Origin of the sequence: Parabacteroides sp. PH5-46 (assembly GCF_029892785.1) — a bacterium.
Lineage (GTDB): Bacteria > Bacteroidota > Bacteroidia > Bacteroidales > Tannerellaceae > DFXE01.
On record NZ_JARXXA010000011.1, the window covers coordinates 55,068 to 73,769 of the forward strand.

The following is an 18,702-nucleotide window of genomic DNA, read 5'->3' on the forward strand; positions in this document are numbered from 1 at the left end:
GTTCACGAATTTAGTTCATTTTCTATAATATCAGTCATAACATCTTTAATCTCCAGCCCGGCTGCGCGTACTTGCTGCGGAATGAAACTGGCGGGTGTCATACCCGGAGTTGTGTTTACCTCCAATAGAACGGGAGTTCCGTCGGCAGGTATGATATAATCAACCCTGATCAATCCCTTAGCTCCCAGCAAGTCGTAAATAACGGATGTCTGACGTCTGATAGTGCTTGCTACCCCTTGCTCTATGCGTGCAGGGGTTATTTCGTCTGATTGTCCGTTGTATTTCGCATCGAAATCAAAAAACTCGTTTTTGCTAACTACTTCCGTAAGCGGGAATATCACCGTTTTTTCTTTTGTCTTATAGCATCCGCAGGTAACCTCCGTACCGGCGATAAATTGCTCGATGATGACTTCATTTCCTTCGGCGAAAGCTTTCTCTACGGCCGCTTGTAACTGTCCGGCTTCTTTTACCTTTGTTACACCAAAGCTACTTCCGCCATCGTTAGGTTTTACAAAAACAGGCAATCCCAAACGGGATATAATAGCTTCGTCTTCCATCCGGTTGTCTTTTGTCAGGCGGACTGAATCAGCGATCCGGATGCCAAAGTTACGAAGATAGTTATTGCACATAAACTTGTTGAACGTTAATGCGCTTGCCAATACGTTGCATGATGAATAGGGCAGCCCGATCAGTTCAAAGTAGCCTTGCAACAAACCATTTTCTCCCGGTGTTCCGTGAATGGTGATGTAAGCAAAGTCAAAATGCTTTGTTACACCCTCTTCTTTGAAGCTAAAGTCATTTTTGTCAATCGGTACCTGTTTGCCTTCGGGGAGCGTTACGCTCCATTCATCCTTCTTTACGATGGCAATATAACAAGAATATTTATCTTTATCAATAAAAGAGTAGATTCCTTGGGCGCTCTTCAAAGAAACGACAATCTCGGATGAATCTCCTCCGGCTATTATTGCTATGTTTTTTTTCATGCTTCTAGCTCTTTTGTGTTTGAGTAGCTTCTCCATTTGTCTATGAGTTGTTTCATATCTTCCGGCAGTTCGGATTCGAAGTACATCTCTTCTCCGGTACTCGGATGGATGAAGCCTAATGTCTTAGCATGCAATGCTTGTCTTGGACACAAGGCAAAGCAGTTTTGAACGAATTGTTTATATTTTGTGAAGGTTGTACCTTTTAATATCTCATGGCCTCCGTATCGCTCGTCGTTGAACAAAATATGTCCGATATATTTCATGTGAGCCCGTATCTGATGCGTCCGCCCTGTCTCCAGTCTACATTCAGTCAATGTTACGTAGCCTAATCGTTCCAGTACTTTAAAATGTGTAACGGCAGTTTTCCCCTGGTCGCCTTCCGGGAATACTTTCATTTGCATCCGGTCGCGCGGATCGCGCCCAATGTTTCCTTCGATGCGCCCTTCATCTTCTTGTATGATTCCCCATACCAATGCTTGATATTCCCGCCGGCTGGTTTTGTTGAAGAATTGCATGCTTAGGTGGGTTTTTGCTTCCGGTTTTTTGGCAATTACCAGCAGTCCGGATGTGTCCTTGTCTATCCGGTGAACCAATCCCAGGCGGGGATCGGACGGGTCGTAGGTCGGATCATCTTTTAAGTACCAGGCTAGCGCATTGACTAATGTGCCGGTATAGTTTCCGTGCCCGGGGTGTACTACCAATCCTGCCGGTTTATTTACAACCAGCAAGTCTGAATCCTCATAAACGATGTTGAGGGGAATGTTTTCGGGTATGATTTCCAGTTCGCGGCGGGGGCGTGTCATAACAATCGACACCGCATCCAGTGGTTTTACGCGATAATTACTTTTTACGGGAACATCATTCACCAGAATACAACCGGCATCGGCTGCCAACTGGATCCGGTTACGGCTCGAGCCGGGCATTCTGTCGGAAAGAAACTTGTCAACACGCAGTAATGATTGCCCTTTGTCGGCTATAAAACGGAAATGTTCGTATAGTTGCGAGCCTTCTTCGCCCTCACTTAACAGGTCTTCATCATCCTGTTCATCATCCCAGTCTTCCGGTAAATCAATCATATTTAAAACCACTCCTCCGGATCACTAACAGGTTCAATGGGTCTATCATTCGGGTTTATAGGCGTAGAAGACGGTACTATCGTCGTAATGGAGTCGTCAGGAAATAAGATAGACTCCCCATTGCTTATTTTTAAGACAAGTGGGGCGGATAGTTGAACCATCTCTCCTCGGTTCAGCAAACGTCCGCGTAACTCAATACCTATAGCCAGATCTTTATAGACTCCCGATACGTATACTGTTTCTATGTTTTCAAAACCACGGGATCTGAGTAATGCATACGCCTGACGGAAAGACATATCTTCTACCTCCGGTATTTCGGCCATCTGCGAAGTCATGGCATTTACCGTAATAAATACGATTCGCCCTTCCTTTACTTTTGAACCGGAAGACGGAGTTATTTCTACAATCGCTCCCGGCTTAACACTTTTGGAAAATACGGAATCTATTACCGTATAGCGTAGTCCTTTGCTCTGGAAGAACCTGTCCGCCTCTTCCACGTTTAACCCTTTTACATCGGGTACGATCACCGCTTCGTTATGACGCGTATAGCTATCTAACCATTTAAGCGTACCGTAAAGAATAGCGCACGATACAACAATGGCTAGCAATATCATCATTACAAACGGATTCTTTATCATTTTTATCAAAAAGTCCTTCATCTTCCGTTATGTGTTATAGGTGCTTCAAAAGTAGAAAAAAAACCTCAAATAGCAGCTATGCATGTACATATAAAGCTATAAAACAAAGAAAGTAAAGGCTTTTTATGAAACCTTTACTTTCTTCATTAAAACAATAGCTAATCTATTATCCGTTGTATTCGTCGGAAACAGTTAGTTTTGCTCTTCCTTTAGAACGACGTGATGCCAATACTCTGCGGCCGTTTGCTGTAGCCATTCTGGAACGGAAGCCATGCTTGTTTTTTCTTTTCCTGTTAGAAGGTTGAAATGTTCTCTTCATTTTATTATATTGTTATATTATTTATTTTTGTGCTTCGGGCTGCAAAGTTAAATCCTTTTTTTTAATAAACAAACAGATAGAAAGAAATTTAAAACAACAAAAGCAAGATGAAGAAGTTAATACATTCTGATCCTGAGATCATCGAGTCTGTAATCCGCGCATGTAGTGTTTGTTTTGTAGGCATGGCCGACACTGATGGAACGCCTTATGTTTTACCCATGAGTTTTGGATACCGGGATGGAGTAGTCTATCTGCATTCCTCCCAAGAGGGGCGAAGCATCTCTATTCTGGAGCGTAACCCACGGGTATGTATCACTTTTTGCACGGATCCGCAACTTACATTTCAACACCCCGAAGTAGCTTGCAGCTACAGTGTGCGTTCCAGAAGTGTAATAGGCTGGGGTATCGTTACCTATGAGGAGGATCCCGAAAAGAAGAGAGACGCTTTAAAAGTCTTAATGCGCCAGTACGCCGACCAAAACTTTCATTACAATGATCCAGCCGTCCGCAACGTAAAAATATGGGTGGTTCCCCTAACTGAAATGACTTGTAAGGAATTTGGCGTGCAATCGGGACGTTGATTTATTTGCCTGCCAGTGAAGATGCCTGAACGCAAAAGTTTTAACCTGCTTTCAGCTTATTTCTTTCTTTCAAGCATCTTTTCTACTTTTTGTAGCCTACATTCTAAATCATAATACAGATCTGAAGAATACAGACTTTTCTGATGCGTTTTACGTGTTTTTAATATTTTGTTTATAAATGCTATTTCTTTATTCAGTTGATTATCTTTTCGATAAAGGATAACTATACGCAGAATACTTTTCTCATAATCACCTGACATCAAAACCTCTTTATGTTCTTGCCCAAATTGGATACAAGCTTCATGTGCTTTAATAGCTTCCGGAATCTTTCCTTCTTCTTTCTCCAGAATCATGGCCTTTTTGAACATAGGAGTGAGTGTTTTAAGAGCTTCCTGGCGTTTTTCTTCTTCTACACGACGTCTTTCGGCTGGGAACTTCTGATAAGCAATCATATGTTTTATCATTTCTGATTTCAACATATCTTCACTCATCTCATTTGGATTTGATGTATAACCTTTTTCTTTCCTTAATACTTCTATTTCTTTGGATAGCCTAAGGTTCTTCATTTCTAAATCTTTGCACTTGGCGTTTGCTTCTTTTAAAAGCTTCTTCAGAGTTTTTACTTCTTCTTCCATAATTTTCATATTGTTAGGTTGATTAACCCAAAGATACGATATTATTTTCAATAAATAGCGGGAAAATTACAATTTTTGGCTCAGAAAATAAGGCAAACAAAAAAGCAGTCACTTTGATGTAACTGCTTGATAGCAAGAGAGCCGAAAGCCGGACTCGAACCGGCGACCTATTCATTACGAATGAATTGCTCTACCAACTGAGCTATTTCGGCATATCTGATAGTAGGTCTTTCAGGAAATCATCCAGTTCGGCGTCCAGGTCTTTTAAGAGGGGATCGTCCAAGCGGAAGGTGTCGTCGTCAATAAAAAGGAGTTCTTCTATTACGGAGAAATCATCGTCGACAAGGCTGACTGAAAAAGGCTTCAGAAAGCGTGAATGTTCAAACATGTTCTTTGTTGTAAGGATGGTTAGTACCGCCTTTACAACAGAGGCTGTCTTTTTATTGAATACTTCCGGCTTGTCGTTGTTGTTTACCCAGTCAAAGATAACGACCTTGCCCAGCATGTTTTCTTCTTCGTCAAAGATTTGCAGCTCACCATTCTCGGCATCCACCTGAACGAATAAATCGCTGATAAGACCAGCCGACTCGTTTTTCGTCAGTTCTTTGATGACTGAAGTAAACGTGTTTTCAATTACGGACTGAACTTTTGAGTTATTTGCACTCATAATCGTTTATCTCCTTATAAAAGTCTGGCAAAAGTAATAATAATTTATAAATAAACGGAAGATTATTCTCCAAATTGCAATGTTAGCTTTTTATCCAGACGTATGCGTTCTATCAAAGCAGCTTTGTAGACTCCCTGGTATTGGGTGTATTTATCTTCACTTCCGGCATTCTTATCGTATAGATCGTAAGCCTGAGTGGCCCATTCCAAGGCCTTTCTCAGATCATTGTTCATTTCATAGGCCAATGCTAGATTGGATGCGGACTTGGCTTTGCTTTTCCAGCCTGATGCCTTTTCGTTGATCGCCATCCATCTTTCGATAGCTTCATCCCATTTGCTGCTGGCCATTCGCGTGGCGGCTTCTTTCCACTTGGAGCTTACACCTGTATAGTACCATCGGTTTTCTCGGTTCCAGTGTGGGACGAACATGCGATAGAGCTTTTCGCCGACATGGATAGCTGCTGTGCGCAACGCTTCGTCGGGTGAGGGTAGGTATAGGTGATCCAAGATTTTCAGCTGATCGGCTTCTTCAGCCCAGAAAATACTGTCGGACACCAGTACACTAGCCAATGGGTTTTCCCTTGAAGGAAGATAACTCCGGACAATACCATTCATTTTAACATCTATTACGCCCAGGTAAAAGCCTCCTCCAACGTTTGATATGACTTTTTTCATGTCAAACAATAATCTGTCGAAGGAGATGATGGCGTCGGCTCCGGTTTCTTCGCAAAGGTCAATCACTTCCTTTTGAGAAAGTTTCTGATCTTCCAGGAAACTGTTGTCTGTGCGGGTGTTTTCGTTAAAGAGGCGCACGTCATAAAAGAAGTCTGTTTCTGCTATTTGTTTACCCAAAGCTTTACAGGCATCAAACAAGGCACTGTCGGCATACGCCTTACAGGTGTCTTGTAATACGCCCATTAATCTGTATTCATAACCGCTTTCGGGTGGTTGTGGTACTGCGTTGTTGACAATCAAAATCGTTCTGGCATCACTTGGATAGGTGATTTCAGACGGATTAAACGTTTCAATGCCAATGAAACGCATCTGACTGCAAGCTGTGAACAAACATAGTATGAACAGGCAAACAATACTTCTCATGCTGTTTATTTTACTTCTTCAAAGTAGCAATCGCTTCTTCCAGGCTTTTGATTTTGCTTTCGGCATCCGCTTGTTTCTTTTGTTCCATTTCTATTACCTTGGCGGGTGCTTTACTTACAAAACTTTCGTTGCCCAGCTTCTTCATTACGGCTGCAAGGAAGCCTTTCTGGTAGTTTAGTTCTTCGCTCAACTTTTTCAGTTCTTCTTCCACATTTATTTTGTTTCCGAGCGGAACAGCGTATTCTGTTGTGCGAACCAGAAACGAAACAGCTCCCGAAGCCTTTTCTTCTACATTGCTTACGTTTGCTAAGTTACACATTTTTATGATAACCGGATTAAACAAATCGTTATGTGTACCTAATATTTGCAAATCCAGCGAATCTTTGTTTGGGATGTTCTTTTGCAGGCGGATGGTACGGATACCTCCGATGATTTCTTTTACCATTTCAAAAGCGTTGAGGTATTCATTGTCTACCGGCTGAGATTGAGGCATTAATGAAACCATGATGCTTTCTCCTTCCTTCCGGTTATCCAGCGCTTGCCAGAGCTCTTCGGTGATGAAAGGCATAAAGGGATGCAACAATCTCAGCAGAGCATCAAAGAATCCCAAGGTGGTTTGGTAGGTCGCTTTGTCTATCGGTTGGCCGAAAGCCGGCTTGATCAGTTCCAGATACCAGGACGAAAATTCATCCCAGAAGAGCTTGTATACCAGCATTAAGGCTTCGTTCAGACGATACTTGTTGTACAGGTCGTCCATCTCGGCAACTGTTTTGTCAAGTTGCAAGCGGAACCATTTCACGGCAATAGCCGATGCTTCTGGTTGAGGGATGTTATCTGCTACTTCCCAGCCTTTTACCAAGCGGAAGGCATTCCATATCTTATTGTTGAAGTTTCTTCCCTGTTCGCATAAGGATTCGTCAAACGGCAGGTCGTTACCGGCAGGAGAGGTGAGTAGCATACCCATACGTACTCCGTCGGCTCCGTATTTGTTCATCAGCTCGATAGGGTCGGGTGAGTTGCCCAATGACTTAGACATCTTGCGGCCCAGCTTGTCGCGCACAATACCTGTGAAGTAGACATTGCGGAAGCATTCTTCCTGGCGGTATTCATATCCCGACATGATCATACGGGCTACCCAGAAGAAGATAATCTCGGGAGCTGTTACCAGGTCGTTGGTTGGGTAGTAGTAGTTAATCTCCTCATTGTCGGGATGGTTGATGCCATCAAATACGGAGATAGGCCATAACCAGGATGAGAACCAGGTGTCGAGGCAGTCCTCGTCTTGGCGCAAATCACTGAATTGCAGATTGGGGTTGCCTGTCTTTTCGCGGGCAAGCTGCAAAGCCTCTTCTTCTGTTTCGCCTACCACGAAGCCACCTTCCGGCAGATAGTAAGCCGGAATCTGATGTCCCCACCATAGTTGGCGACTGATGTTCCAGTCTTTGATATTCTCCATCCAGTGGCGATACATATTCTTGAATTTGGCCGGATGGAATTTGATGGTATCATTCTCTACTGCATCCAGAGCGGGCTTTGCCAGATTTTCCATCTTCAGGAACCATTGCATGGATAGCTTCGGTTCAATAGGTACGTCTGTTCGTTCGGAGTATCCTACGCTATTGGTGTAGGCTTCTGTCTTTTCCATTAACCCCAGCTCTTCCAGATCTTTTTCTATCTGTTTGCGAACAACAAAACGATCCATTCCTTCGTATTGAAGCCCATACTGGTTCAATGTGCCGTTGTCGTTGAAGATGTCAATCGCTTCCAGATTGTGCTTCTCGCCCAGCATATAGTCGTTTACGTCATGAGCAGGAGTCACTTTCAGGAATCCTGTACCGAATTCCGTATCTACATATTCGTCTTCGATAACAGGAACTACCCGGTTGGCTATCGGTACAATCAGCTTTTTCCCTTTAAAGGCTGCTGTTTTGGGGTCGTTGGGGTGGATACAAACGGCTACGTCTCCGAAGATTGTCTCCGGACGGGTCGTAGCTATTACGGCATATCCGTTTTCGCCCTCTACCTTATATTTTACATAATATAGCTTGCCATGCTCTTCCTTGTGCATTACTTCCTCGTCGGATATAGCGGTTTTTGCTGCCGGATCCCAGTTTACCATGCGGATTCCGCGATAGATAAGTCCCTTTTTATAAAGGTCGCAGAATACTTTTATCACACTTTTTGAACGAGCCTCGTCCATGGTAAAGCAAGTACGGTCCCAGTCGCATGAAGCTCCCAGCTTTTTTAGTTGCTCAAGGATGATACCTCCATGTTTGTGAGTCCATTCCCAGGCATGCTCCAGGAACTGTTCACGGGTAAGATCCTTCTTGCCAATTCCTTCTGCAGCCAGCTTGGCTACTACCTTTGCTTCCGTAGCGATGGAGGCATGGTCGGTTCCCGGCACCCAGCAAGCATTCTTTCCCTGCATACGGGCGCGGCGCACCAAGATATCCTGAATGGTATTGTTAAGCATGTGTCCCATGTGCAGTACGCCGGTGACGTTTGGCGGAGGAATGACGATTGTATACGGTTCACGGTCGTCAGGAACTGAACTGAAAAAACCATTTGCCAACCAATACTGGTACCATTTTTCCTCTACTTCTGCAGGGTTGTACTTACTTGCAATTTCCATAATTTCTTAAGCTTATCGTATCACTATATTATTTAATCCCACAAACAAGGCCAAGTTGTCAGCCTCATATTATGGAGTGACAAAAGTAAGAAAAAACTGCGGATTAGTATTGAAATGGTTGATAATCGTTTATAATTCCCATACACCCAATCTCTAGTCTTGTTTTTTCTTTTCTCTTGAAAATGTCATTTTGATGTTAAAATACCTTATATTTGTGTTGTTTTTGAGAAAATCGCTACTTCTAGCTAACACGTAGATTGAGAAAAAACCTTGAAATTGCAGAATTTCAAACAAAAATTAACCAAAACGAATTTGAATTTAACCAATATTTGGTTAAATCGGTTCCTTTTCCTCATTTTATCCAAGTGATTTTACTAAATGATCCAAGTGATTTAGCCAATTCATCCAAGTAAAATTGCCAAACCACCTTAATGATTTCTTTGTATATTTCGGCCAGGTCAAAAATATCTGTCCGAAAGATATAAATCGAAGCTTTTATTAACTAAAAACACGACTAAAACACCTATGTTTTTCAAAATATCAAAAAGTTTGTGATAAAAGTGGTAATGTGTGGTAATGAATGAGAAATCCGTGTAAATATGTTCGGTTTTATCCTTTTGTTCTCCATTTGCTTTTAAAATGTCAAAGACAAAGTGTCAATTTGAGGGCTTATTTGCCGGCGTTCCAGTCTTAGAGCCGAAATAAGACGAGTATTGAGGGGATGAATTAACAAAATGACAATTTATGGAAAAATGGTATTTTGTTTCCATATCGGAGCATTCTCCCAATCACTAGGAAATCCCATGGCTTGCGTGTCGATTGTCGGATATTTAGTGATCAACTCTTTGATCTTATCAGTGAAAGAATTCTGTGGAGAAACGGTGAAGAGTAGATATTTAATCATGCAAATACGGATATATACTCTATTAATATCTGTCTTGGACGGGTCTATCCATGGGTGGTGGAGAGTAGTTGGAAGCGAGGGCTTTACCGCGAAATTCTTATTCCATACACGCGCATGGTGGCAACATAGATTTCTAAGGAGTGCCAAGTTTTGTGTCCAAGATTCAAAAACATTGATTGGTAAACCAAAATGTGCTGAGACTTTTTTTTAAAGAATAATTATGCAGGTTTTTGTATATTGTACTGAGACTACCTAATGGCACTATTTCTGCAACCATCCATGAGGGAGGATAAGCGTTTGAGTAGGTTTTCTGAAAATGAATAATGAAGTCCTCTTTGGTTCGTCTTATTTCGGTGTTAATAATATTTAGACTGTTGTTCAAGGCTTGTTTATTATGAAAATAGTTGATGTTCGTTATCCAAAATGCGTCATTGGTGTTGCTGTTGACAATGTTAACTAAAGCACTTCGAATAGCTACTTCTATCTTTTCAATCTCGTTGAATAAGAGTAAGCGTAGTTTGCGATCAAACCTATACATATTTAAGGCCTTTTCAAAAGTGGCATCATCCTTAAATACATGATTAACCTTAGGCTCTTTATATAGCGGTCGTAGATAAGCACTAAAACGAAAATAACCGATACTCCATAGGTAACTTTCGGCCTTAGGCTCATTGATTATACTTAATCCCCGTTTCTTTAATAGGCTTATAAGGTTTTGGGGAAGAGCACATTGTTTAGTATAGTTGTTTGGCATATATACAAAAAAAACGGCCCACCTATTTGAGCATTATAAAGAGGCTTGGCGGGCACTGTTGCTGCAAAGATAGGGATAATTCCTTTGTCTTTACTTGTTTTTGGGGAGTTTTTACATATAAACGAGAATTCTTGGCCAGTATACTTATTGTCTATCAGACTGGTATGAATCAATACCTGCCCATTTTATATGCTTGCTATTACTACTTACTTTCTCATTTTAGCAAGAAAAGAAACAAGGGGAAATAATCTTTCAGTTTTACGCGAAGGATTTTTAGTGATTGAGTGATTCGGTACTCTACTGTTTTGACTGATACATTGAGATGGTTGGCTATTTCGCTATTTGGCATCTCGTCGAAACGGCTCATTTTAAACGTTTCGCGATAGCTTTCGGGGAGTTCTTCTATGGCTTTTGCGATGCTCGTGGTTATTTCGTCGATCATATAGTAGTCGGGATCTTCGAACTGATCTTTCAATTTGTCATATAAATATGAATGTATGTTTATTCTTGATTGTTTATTGCGGGAAACATTATAGCATCTGTTTTTGACGGAGACAAAAAGATATGATTTCAGGGATTTTTCGACAACAAGGTGTTTTCGGTTTTCCCAAACATATACCATTAAATCTTGCACTAACTCCTCGGCGTCAGCATCGGATATATATTGCGAAGCATATTCACACAGTGGAGAGTAGAACAGTCCAAACATTTGATTGTATGCGTCCGTATCCCCTTGCTGTATCCTGTTTAAAAGAGCTTTGTCATTCAACATACCAGGTAGTGCATTGGTAGATATATTACAAAAATAATAAAAATAATGATATTCTCTTTAGGGGTGGGAGGAAATTGCGTGTCGTATAAGTAGAACCTCGAAAAGAATGACATTAAACAAACAAATAGACACTAAGCTGCTGTTGAAATATATTAATAAGACGGCAGATGCGAAAGAAATAGAGCAAGTAAATGCTTGGCTCGAAGAAGATAAGCTGAATGAGAATACGATTCTCCAAATGGCGAAAATATATCATCAGCAATGTACGTTAGAGCGTATCAAGCAGCGCAACTCGGATAAGGCATTACGTGTTGTTCAACAGCGTATCAGAAATAAATCCCGACGGATCTTTATACAGCGAACAACGGTTGCCGCCTCATTGCTTATTGGCCTGTTGGGAATCGGCTCATTCCTATTACAATACAGGCAGGAGGAGTCGCCAATGATTACCGTGAGCACCAATGCCGGCATGCGTTCGCAACTGACGCTTCCTGACAATACGATCGTTTACCTTAATGCAGCAAGTACGATTACATACCCTTCACGATATACCAGTAACAAACGTGAAGTGCAATTGTCGGGTGAGGCTTATTTTAAGGTTGTACATGATCCTGCCCGGCCCTTTATTGTGCATACTTCCGACGAGAGAGTAAATGTACGGGTGTTGGGTACCGAATTCACTTTGCAAGCCTATGAAAAAGATAAGCTGATACAGGCAACATTGGTGGAAGGTAGTGTGCAAGTAGGTGTTCGCGGAAAAAAGGGTTCTGTTCTAATGTTCCCTGACGATAAGGTAACTTATGATATCGAAAACGATAAGATATACCGTAGAAAGGTTAATACAACACAGGAAACAGCATGGATGAGAGGGTGTTTGATATTCAAGGATACGCCTATGCCCGAGGTCTTGAGACAACTGGCTAATTTTTATAGTGTAGAGTTTAATGTTGTAGATGAAGTTATTCATAATTACACCTTTACCGGGGCTTTTGAGAATAAACCTCTATTTCAGATTCTGGACTACATGAAAATTTCGTCGAAGATTAATTATGTGATGTCTTATCCTGAGGATCAGGATGAGCGGAAACCGACAATTAAATTAATGAAAATAAAATAAGATGCCTATGAAAAAACACTGATCAGCCAAGGAAAAACACACGCGGAATAACGCTATCCATCTTTTCGCGTAAAACACGTGAATTTATATTCTAAACTTAAATTTGATAAAATTATGGCAAAAAATAACCAACATCAACATGCTTGGGAACGTTTTTCGATTCCCAACTTGTTGAACAAAATTTCGCTATTCCTAACGTTATGCTTTCTCTCTGTAAATGTCCTATTTGCATCTGTTTCATATGCGCAAACAACAGTCCTGTCGCTTCATATTACCAATAAGCCGGTAGCTGAAGTGTTGGATGAGATAGAGCAACAATCCGAATTCCGTTTTTATTATAATGGCAAGTTAATCGATATGCAACGTAAGGTATCCGTCAACGCCAAAGATGCAGATGTGTTCAACGTTTTGAACCAGATTTTTGCAGCATCGGATATCGAGTACAAGATCGTAAATAAGGATATTATTCTTTCCGGAAAAGACGTAAAGTCAACCGTGACAAGAGTCGGACAACAGCAAATGACAATCTCAGGTGTTGTGACAGACAATACCGGCTTTACGGTTCCGGGGGTGAATGTAGTGATCAAAGACACCAGGCGAGGTGTGGTCACCGATGAGAATGGAAGATATTCCATCGACGTCCCAGACAAGGATGTAACATTGGTCTTTTCGTTTATAGGGTATGCCACAAAAGAAGTAGTTGTTGGCAATCAAACGATTATTAATGTTGTTCTCGGCGAAGATAGCCGGGAGATCGAAGAGGTAGTGGTAGTAGGCTACGGTACCATGACTCGTAAAGAGATTACCGGTTCTGTTACGAATGTAACTGCCAAGGATTTCAATCAGGGACTTCAGAAAAGTGCAGCCGATATGTTACAAGGAAAGGTTGCTGGTTTACAGATAAACAATGGCTCGGGCGATGTAACCTCAAATGCGACTATTCGTCTCCGTGGTGTTACCACTCTGCTTAATGATCAAGGACCTTTCTTTGTAATTGATAATATTCCGGGAGCCGATTTATCGACAGTTTCTCCGCAGGATATCGAATCTATTTCTGTATTGAAGGATGCTTCGGCTGCAGCTATCTATGGTTCTCGTGCCGCAGGTGGGGTTATTTTGGTAACGACTAAAAAAGGTGTTGCTTCCAAGCCTACTGTTAATTATACCGGTGCTGTAGGTATTTCCACTTTGGCTAACAAACCCGATTTATTTACAGCCAACGAATGGCGCCATTATGTGACAGAAAAAGGATATGATTCCTCATTATACGATCATGGAGGAAATACCGACTGGTTCGATGAAATCACGCGTACAGGTATTCAGCAGGATCATAGCCTTTCGGTTGCAGGAGGTGGTACCAATAATAACTACCGGGGTTCTATATCTTATATGAAACGTGACGGATTGGCACGTGACAACTGGCTGGATCGTTACAATATCAGACTTCAGTTCTCGCAATTTGCCTTGAATAATCGTCTGAAAATAGACCTTACTGCCGTTTCAACTATGAGCAATACACAACCTACATATGGCCGTAATTTTTTGCTTGCATACAATATGTCACCGGTACGTCCGGTAAAGAATGCAGACGGTACATGGCACGAATCCTATGATTATGATCAGGGAAACCCGGTTCGTAACCAAAAGGAAAACTCACGCGAATATGAAACCTTAAATGCCTATGTAACTGCTGCTGCTACTTTAACCATAATCGATGGTCTTGATACGAAACTTTTTGTTGCGAAAAGCCGTAATTCCAGCGATTATAGTGAGTATAATGGCAAAAATTCAGAAGCTGGTATCAGTAACGGAGGTTTTGCAAAACGTTCATCAGACGTCAGAAATAAAGAGCTCCTAGAGTGGACAAATACATACAACAAGCAATTCGGAAACCACAAGCTGAATGTTTTGGCAGGCTATTCGTGGGAAGAAGAAAGTGTTTCTTCACATTTTGCTCAGAATCGTACATTTATTTCCAATTATCTTGGTGCCAATGATCTCGCTTCGGGCGAAGGGTATCGTAAGGGCGATATAGGTTCGGCAAAAGAAGAAAGTCGCCTGATCTCTTTCTACGGACGTGTTAATTACAGTTATATGGGTAAGTATAATCTTACAGCTACATTACGTGAAGACGGTTCGTCAAAGTTTGGAGACAATCACAAATGGGGAACATTCCCTTCTGTATCAGCTGCATGGAATATCTCTGAAGAAGGTTTTCTTTCAGATGCTTCTTTCCTTAGTGACTTGAAATTAAGCGCCGGTTGGGGGATTATGGGTAATCAAACAGGTCTGTCTCCTTATAACTCACTCGGACTTTACGGATACGGAGGTACTTATTATGATAATGGCACATGGCATACCGGATATTCTATCAGTCAAAATCCTAACCCAGACCTTCGTTGGGAACAGACCTCTATGTTGAATATTGGTGTCGATTTCGGCGTGTTCAATAATCGTCTCAGCGGGCGTTTCGAGTGGTATAACAAAAAAACCTCGGATATGCTTTACGAATATTCCGTGCCTACCCCTCCTTACATGTATGGTACTATGATGGCAAATGTGGGTGACATGAAGAATACGGGTATTGAGCTTACGCTTAACGCTACGCCTATAATTACTTCCGATTTCTCCTGGAATATTTCACTGAATCTTGCTCACAACAAAAATGAAGTAACGAAACTCTCAAACGACATCTATACCACCGAACGTCAATTGGTCGGTAGTATTTGGTGGAGAGGCGGCGGTACCACAACGCATATCCTTGAAGTAGGAAAGCCTGTCGGACAGTTCTATGGCCTTCAATGTGCCGGCCTGGAAAACGGAGATTATAAGATTATAGATCAAGACGGCGAAGAAGGTATTTCCGAACCTGCGGATTATACGTATATCGGCAATGCACAACCATCGCTCACTTATGGTATCAATAATTCGTTTCAATACAAGAATTTCGATTTTTCATTTTTCCTGCGTGGCGTGTATGGCAACGACGTGTTGAACTTACCTCGTCTGGTATATGCACAAGGTGGATTCATGCCGGGAGCCAATGCTCTGAACGATCCCCTTACATGGGAGCTGAAGGTAACCCCCAAATATTCTGATTACTATCTGGAGAAAGGTTCCTATTTACGTCTTGATAATATGACACTTGGCTATACGTTTCCCAAACTGCTGAATGGAGTAAGGATATATGCTACTGGGCAAAACCTTTTCGTGATCACCGGTTATTCCGGCCTTGATCCCGAGTTACCTATCAGCACTGGTGAAGGATTGGCTCCGGGTGTAGAGCCACTTGATTTCTACCCTAAAGCACGAAGTTTTTCTTTTGGGCTAAGTGTTAACTTTTAATCTTTAAACTATAACGCAAATGAAAAAGTTATTATTTTATACAGCATTAGTACAGATAGCGCTTGCTTCATGTACCGATTTGGGTGAAAAGGTGTATGATAAATTACCGTACGATGAATTTGGTTCAACAGCTGAAGAGATAACATCCATCATCGGACCGTCATATAAAACATTGAAATACGTGGCATCCTACGACCAATTGTGGGGATGGGACAACCTTACGGCCGATGCACTTATCGCTCCTACGCGAATAGGTGGCGACTGGTGGGACGGTGGTGTATATATGGAACAAACCATGCATACATGGACTCCCGAAAACTGGGTAATACCTGGCTTATGGAATCCTTGCATGAAGGGTATTACGACCATAAATTCCATCATAGACCTGGTAGAGCCTAACGAACTGATGACGCCTGAATTAAAGGCGCAAACCCTTGGTGAACTCCGTGGGCTCAGGGCTTATTGGTATTACGTCTTAGTAGATTGGTTCGGTAATGTCCCCATTGTTACCGATTTTAAGGATACCAGTCTGCCGACCACTAAATCAAGAAAGGAAGTGTATGACTTTGTTGTTTCGGAGCTACTTGAAATCATTCCGGATCTTCGTAGCGATGTGTCTGATGCCAGTTATGGTAAATTTACGAAAGGAGCAGGGTATACGTTGCTTGCAAAAATGTATCTAAATGCAGAGGTCTGGACGGGTACTCCCAACTGGCAAGGTGTTGTAGATGCGTGTAACGAAGTGATGGCATTAAACTACGTCATTGAACCCGACTGGAGGACAAACTTTATTGTAAGGAACGAGGTTTCGCGTGAAGCTATTTTGTCCGTTTGTTTCAGTGATCAGGATGATTGGGATAATGGGTATAATGCCATTCATTATTACACTCTTCACTATCTTGATCCCATCGCACTTGGTTTTGCAGGAGATATGTGGAACGGTGTTAGTGCTCAGACCGCATTTGTAAATGCATTTGACGATGCCGACAGACGGAAGGAAGCTACCTTCCTTACAGGCCCCATGCTTGATCCGGCAACCGGCGAAGTATTGCAAACAGGTACTGCCGGACACCCCCTTATCCATCATGTTGAATATACGATTGTTCCCGGAACAGAGGGAGGTGGATCGTATCCGGCTGGCTGGGGTGAAGTGTTCCAGGAAGACGGAGCCCGTATTCAAAAGTGGGAATTCCAAAAAGGAATGCAGAATACATTCATGGAGAATGACATGCATATCTTCCGTTTGGCAGATGTATATTTAATGAAGGCGGAAGCGCTTGTTCGTATGGGTGGCAATATAGCTGAAGCTACCAGTCTGGTAAACATTATACGCGAACGTGCTTTTGCTGATTCTGATCATAACTTCAGTTCCGTTACACTTGCCGATATTGAAAACGAACGTCGCTTTGAACTGGCCTTCGAATTCGGTGCTCGCCAGGATATGATTCGGTTCGGAACCTTTACTCGTCCTAACCAATGGAAACCTCATGTAACGGAAGAATACCGTAAGTTGTTACCCATTCCTCTTGATGCATGGAGGGATAATAATAATTTGAAACAAAATCCGGGATATCCTCCGTTTTAATAATATTAATTAGTCATCAGAAATATGGAAAACAAAGATCATCTGTCTCCGCTTATTTCAAGGAGATCGTTTATTGGAAAGGCTGCAACTGGTGCGGCAGCCTTAACTATTCTCCCAAGCTTCACCATCTCGGGATTGGGACACGTAGCACCCAGTGATAAATTATACATAGCAAAAATAGGCTGTGGAGGTATGGGAGCTCCCGACCTCGATTCGCTCATGAGAAACCCTAAGAAAAATGCGGTAGCAGCCTTCTTGTGCGATGTAGACGACAGACAGTCTGCTGATGCCCGAAAGAAATACCCTAAAGCACCGTATTATCATGATTGGCGTGAAATGTACGACAAAGAAAGCAAAAATTTCGATGCTGTTTGTATTTCTACTCCCGATCATAACCATGCTATCCAGGCCTTTAATGCAATGCGCATGGGCAAGCATGTGTATCTGCAAAAGCCATTGTCGCACGATATCTACGAAGCGCGTATTTTAACGCAAGCCGCGAAGAAGTATAAAGTAGTGACTCAAATGGGTGATCAGGGTAATTCGTGTAATGGGATGAAAACCATGAAAGAATGGTTTGAAGCGGATTTGATCGGTGATATCACCAAAGTATACTGCTGGACTAACCGTCCGGTATGGCCGCAAGGAATCCCCTGGCCGAAGGAAAAAGCCTCTGTACCCAAGGAACTTAATTGGGATTTGTGGCTGGGAACTGCAGAACATGTAGATTATATCGAGAACTTGGTTCCTTTCAACTGGCGCGGTTGGTGGCAATTCGGAACGGGTGCTCTGGGTGATATGGGATGTCATATCATCGGGCCGCCGTTTAAGTTGTTGGAACTAGGTTATCCGACGGAAATCTCTTGCAGTGTAAGCACCGTATACGACGGTATATTTAAAGAAGCATATTATCCCGAGAGTGGGCCGGTAGCCTGTTCCATTCGATACAAATTCCCGCAGAAAAACGGAAAAGTATTGGATTTGGTATGGATGGATGGTGGCATCATGCCCGAACGTTTTGACGAAGTAGATCCGAACCTAGATCTGACTCACGCTATGGGCGACCTTGATCCGTTGGATATTGAAGGTGCTACCGTATTTGTGGGAACCAAAGGAAAAGTATCCTGTGGATGGGGTGGTTCTGACCCGCGTCTGTGGGTGAACGATGGAAGTAAAAAGCCTCTTTTTGCAAAAGATGTAAACATCCCTGAAAAGTACAAAAGAATACCGGGAGAGCATGACGGACATTATTGGTCGTGGATTGATTCGTGTATCGCCGGTTACGATAAAGCAGAAGTGGAGTCGCCTTTCGAAGGCTATGCCGGTCCGTTAACCGAAGCTGTGCTTATGGGTAACCTGATATTGAGAGGCTATAATATCCGTGAAAAAATTTCCAGAACGGATGTCGTATATGGCGAAATGGAGAATGCATATACTTATCCGGGACGAAATATTACCTATCTATGGGATGGTGAAAATATGCGGATTACCAATTTCGAAGCGGCCAACCAATTCGTAAAACGTACCTACCGTAAAGGTTGGGAAGATCTCAAATTGTAAATTATGTATCATTTTTAATTTTAAAAAATATATCGAA

General features: G+C 42.2%; 16 protein-coding genes and 1 tRNA gene. 5 read left to right on the forward strand and 12 right to left on the reverse strand.

Annotated elements, in window-relative coordinates; translation table 11 throughout:
• Nucleotides 1–2: 2 nt before the first annotated feature.
• The 4 genes from M2470_RS12280 to rpmH form a co-directional block, all read right to left on the reverse strand.
• A complete protein-coding gene (locus tag M2470_RS12280) occupies nucleotides 3–983 on the reverse strand; it encodes a D-alanine--D-alanine ligase (protein WP_280745303.1) in 981 nt (326 codons plus the stop codon).
• Nucleotides 980–2,059, reverse strand: a complete 1,080-nt coding sequence (locus M2470_RS12285) for an RluA family pseudouridine synthase (RefSeq protein ID WP_280745302.1) — start codon at nucleotides 2,057–2,059, stop codon at nucleotides 980–982. The genes M2470_RS12280 and M2470_RS12285 overlap by 4 nt, the downstream gene beginning before the upstream one ends.
• A 2-nt stretch (nucleotides 2,060–2,061) precedes the next feature.
• Nucleotides 2,062–2,718 (reverse strand): PASTA domain-containing protein, encoded by a 657-nt coding sequence (locus M2470_RS12290; protein WP_280745301.1) that lies wholly within the window; start codon nucleotides 2,716–2,718, stop codon nucleotides 2,062–2,064.
• A gap of 145 nt (nucleotides 2,719–2,863) precedes the next feature.
• Nucleotides 2,864–3,016 carry a 50S ribosomal protein L34 gene (rpmH, locus tag M2470_RS12295; RefSeq protein WP_099464553.1) on the reverse strand — a complete coding sequence of 51 codons (153 nt, stop codon included), beginning with the start codon at nucleotides 3,014–3,016 and terminating at the stop codon, nucleotides 2,864–2,866.
• 107 nt (nucleotides 3,017–3,123) lie between these two features.
• Between rpmH and M2470_RS12300 the strand changes: the two genes are divergently transcribed.
• The gene (locus M2470_RS12300; RefSeq protein WP_280745300.1) at nucleotides 3,124–3,597 is read left to right on the forward strand and encodes a pyridoxamine 5'-phosphate oxidase family protein; all 474 of its coding nucleotides are present in this window, start codon (nucleotides 3,124–3,126) and stop codon (nucleotides 3,595–3,597) included.
• Between the two features lie 56 nt (nucleotides 3,598–3,653).
• Here M2470_RS12300 and M2470_RS12305 read toward each other — a convergent pair whose 3' ends face one another.
• From M2470_RS12305 to M2470_RS12340, 8 genes are all read right to left on the reverse strand, one after another.
• Nucleotides 3,654–4,232: a hypothetical protein gene (locus M2470_RS12305; protein WP_280745299.1), complete on the reverse strand. Its 579-nt coding sequence runs from the start codon at nucleotides 4,230–4,232 to the stop codon at nucleotides 3,654–3,656.
• A gap of 139 nt (nucleotides 4,233–4,371) precedes the next feature.
• Nucleotides 4,372–4,444: transfer RNA gene (locus tag M2470_RS12310), tRNA-Thr, on the reverse strand.
• Nucleotides 4,435–4,899 carry a hypothetical protein gene (locus tag M2470_RS12315; RefSeq protein WP_280745298.1) on the reverse strand — a complete coding sequence of 155 codons (465 nt, stop codon included), beginning with the start codon at nucleotides 4,897–4,899 and terminating at the stop codon, nucleotides 4,435–4,437. The genes M2470_RS12310 and M2470_RS12315 overlap by 10 nt, the downstream gene beginning before the upstream one ends.
• Nucleotides 4,900–4,961: 62 nt before the next feature.
• Nucleotides 4,962–5,996: a DUF6340 family protein gene (locus M2470_RS12320; RefSeq protein ID WP_280745297.1), complete on the reverse strand. Its 1,035-nt coding sequence runs from the start codon at nucleotides 5,994–5,996 to the stop codon at nucleotides 4,962–4,964.
• A 10-nt stretch (nucleotides 5,997–6,006) separates the two neighbouring features.
• A complete protein-coding gene (locus M2470_RS12325; protein WP_280745296.1) occupies nucleotides 6,007–8,628 on the reverse strand; it encodes a valine--tRNA ligase in 2,622 nt (873 codons plus the stop codon).
• 742 nt (nucleotides 8,629–9,370) lie between these two features.
• Nucleotides 9,371–9,532, reverse strand: a complete 162-nt coding sequence (locus M2470_RS12330; protein ID WP_280745358.1) for a hypothetical protein — start codon at nucleotides 9,530–9,532, stop codon at nucleotides 9,371–9,373.
• Between the two features lie 163 nt (nucleotides 9,533–9,695).
• A complete protein-coding gene (locus M2470_RS12335) occupies nucleotides 9,696–10,286 on the reverse strand; it encodes an Abi family protein (RefSeq protein ID WP_280746479.1) in 591 nt (196 codons plus the stop codon).
• 214 nt (nucleotides 10,287–10,500) lie between these two features.
• Nucleotides 10,501–11,055 (reverse strand): RNA polymerase sigma-70 factor, encoded by a 555-nt coding sequence (locus M2470_RS12340; protein ID WP_280745355.1) that lies wholly within the window; start codon nucleotides 11,053–11,055, stop codon nucleotides 10,501–10,503.
• Nucleotides 11,056–11,164: 109 nt separating this feature from the next.
• On the opposite strand from M2470_RS12340, the gene M2470_RS12345 reads away from it, so the two are divergent.
• The 4 genes from M2470_RS12345 (at nucleotide 11,165) to M2470_RS12360 (ending at nucleotide 18,665) form a co-directional block, all read left to right on the forward strand.
• On the forward strand, nucleotides 11,165–12,175 hold the full coding sequence (locus tag M2470_RS12345; protein ID WP_280745295.1) for a FecR family protein: 1,011 nt from the start codon (nucleotides 11,165–11,167) through the stop codon (nucleotides 12,173–12,175).
• Nucleotides 12,176–12,289: 114 nt separating this feature from the next.
• Nucleotides 12,290–15,520 (forward strand): TonB-dependent receptor, encoded by a 3,231-nt coding sequence (locus M2470_RS12350; protein WP_280745294.1) that lies wholly within the window; start codon nucleotides 12,290–12,292, stop codon nucleotides 15,518–15,520.
• Nucleotides 15,521–15,539: 19 nt separating this feature from the next.
• On the forward strand, nucleotides 15,540–17,105 hold the full coding sequence (locus M2470_RS12355) for a RagB/SusD family nutrient uptake outer membrane protein (protein ID WP_280745293.1): 1,566 nt from the start codon (nucleotides 15,540–15,542) through the stop codon (nucleotides 17,103–17,105).
• Between the two features lie 24 nt (nucleotides 17,106–17,129).
• Nucleotides 17,130–18,665, forward strand: a complete 1,536-nt coding sequence (locus M2470_RS12360; RefSeq protein WP_280745292.1) for a Gfo/Idh/MocA family oxidoreductase — start codon at nucleotides 17,130–17,132, stop codon at nucleotides 18,663–18,665.
• The last annotated feature ends 37 nt before the right edge of the window (nucleotides 18,666–18,702 follow it).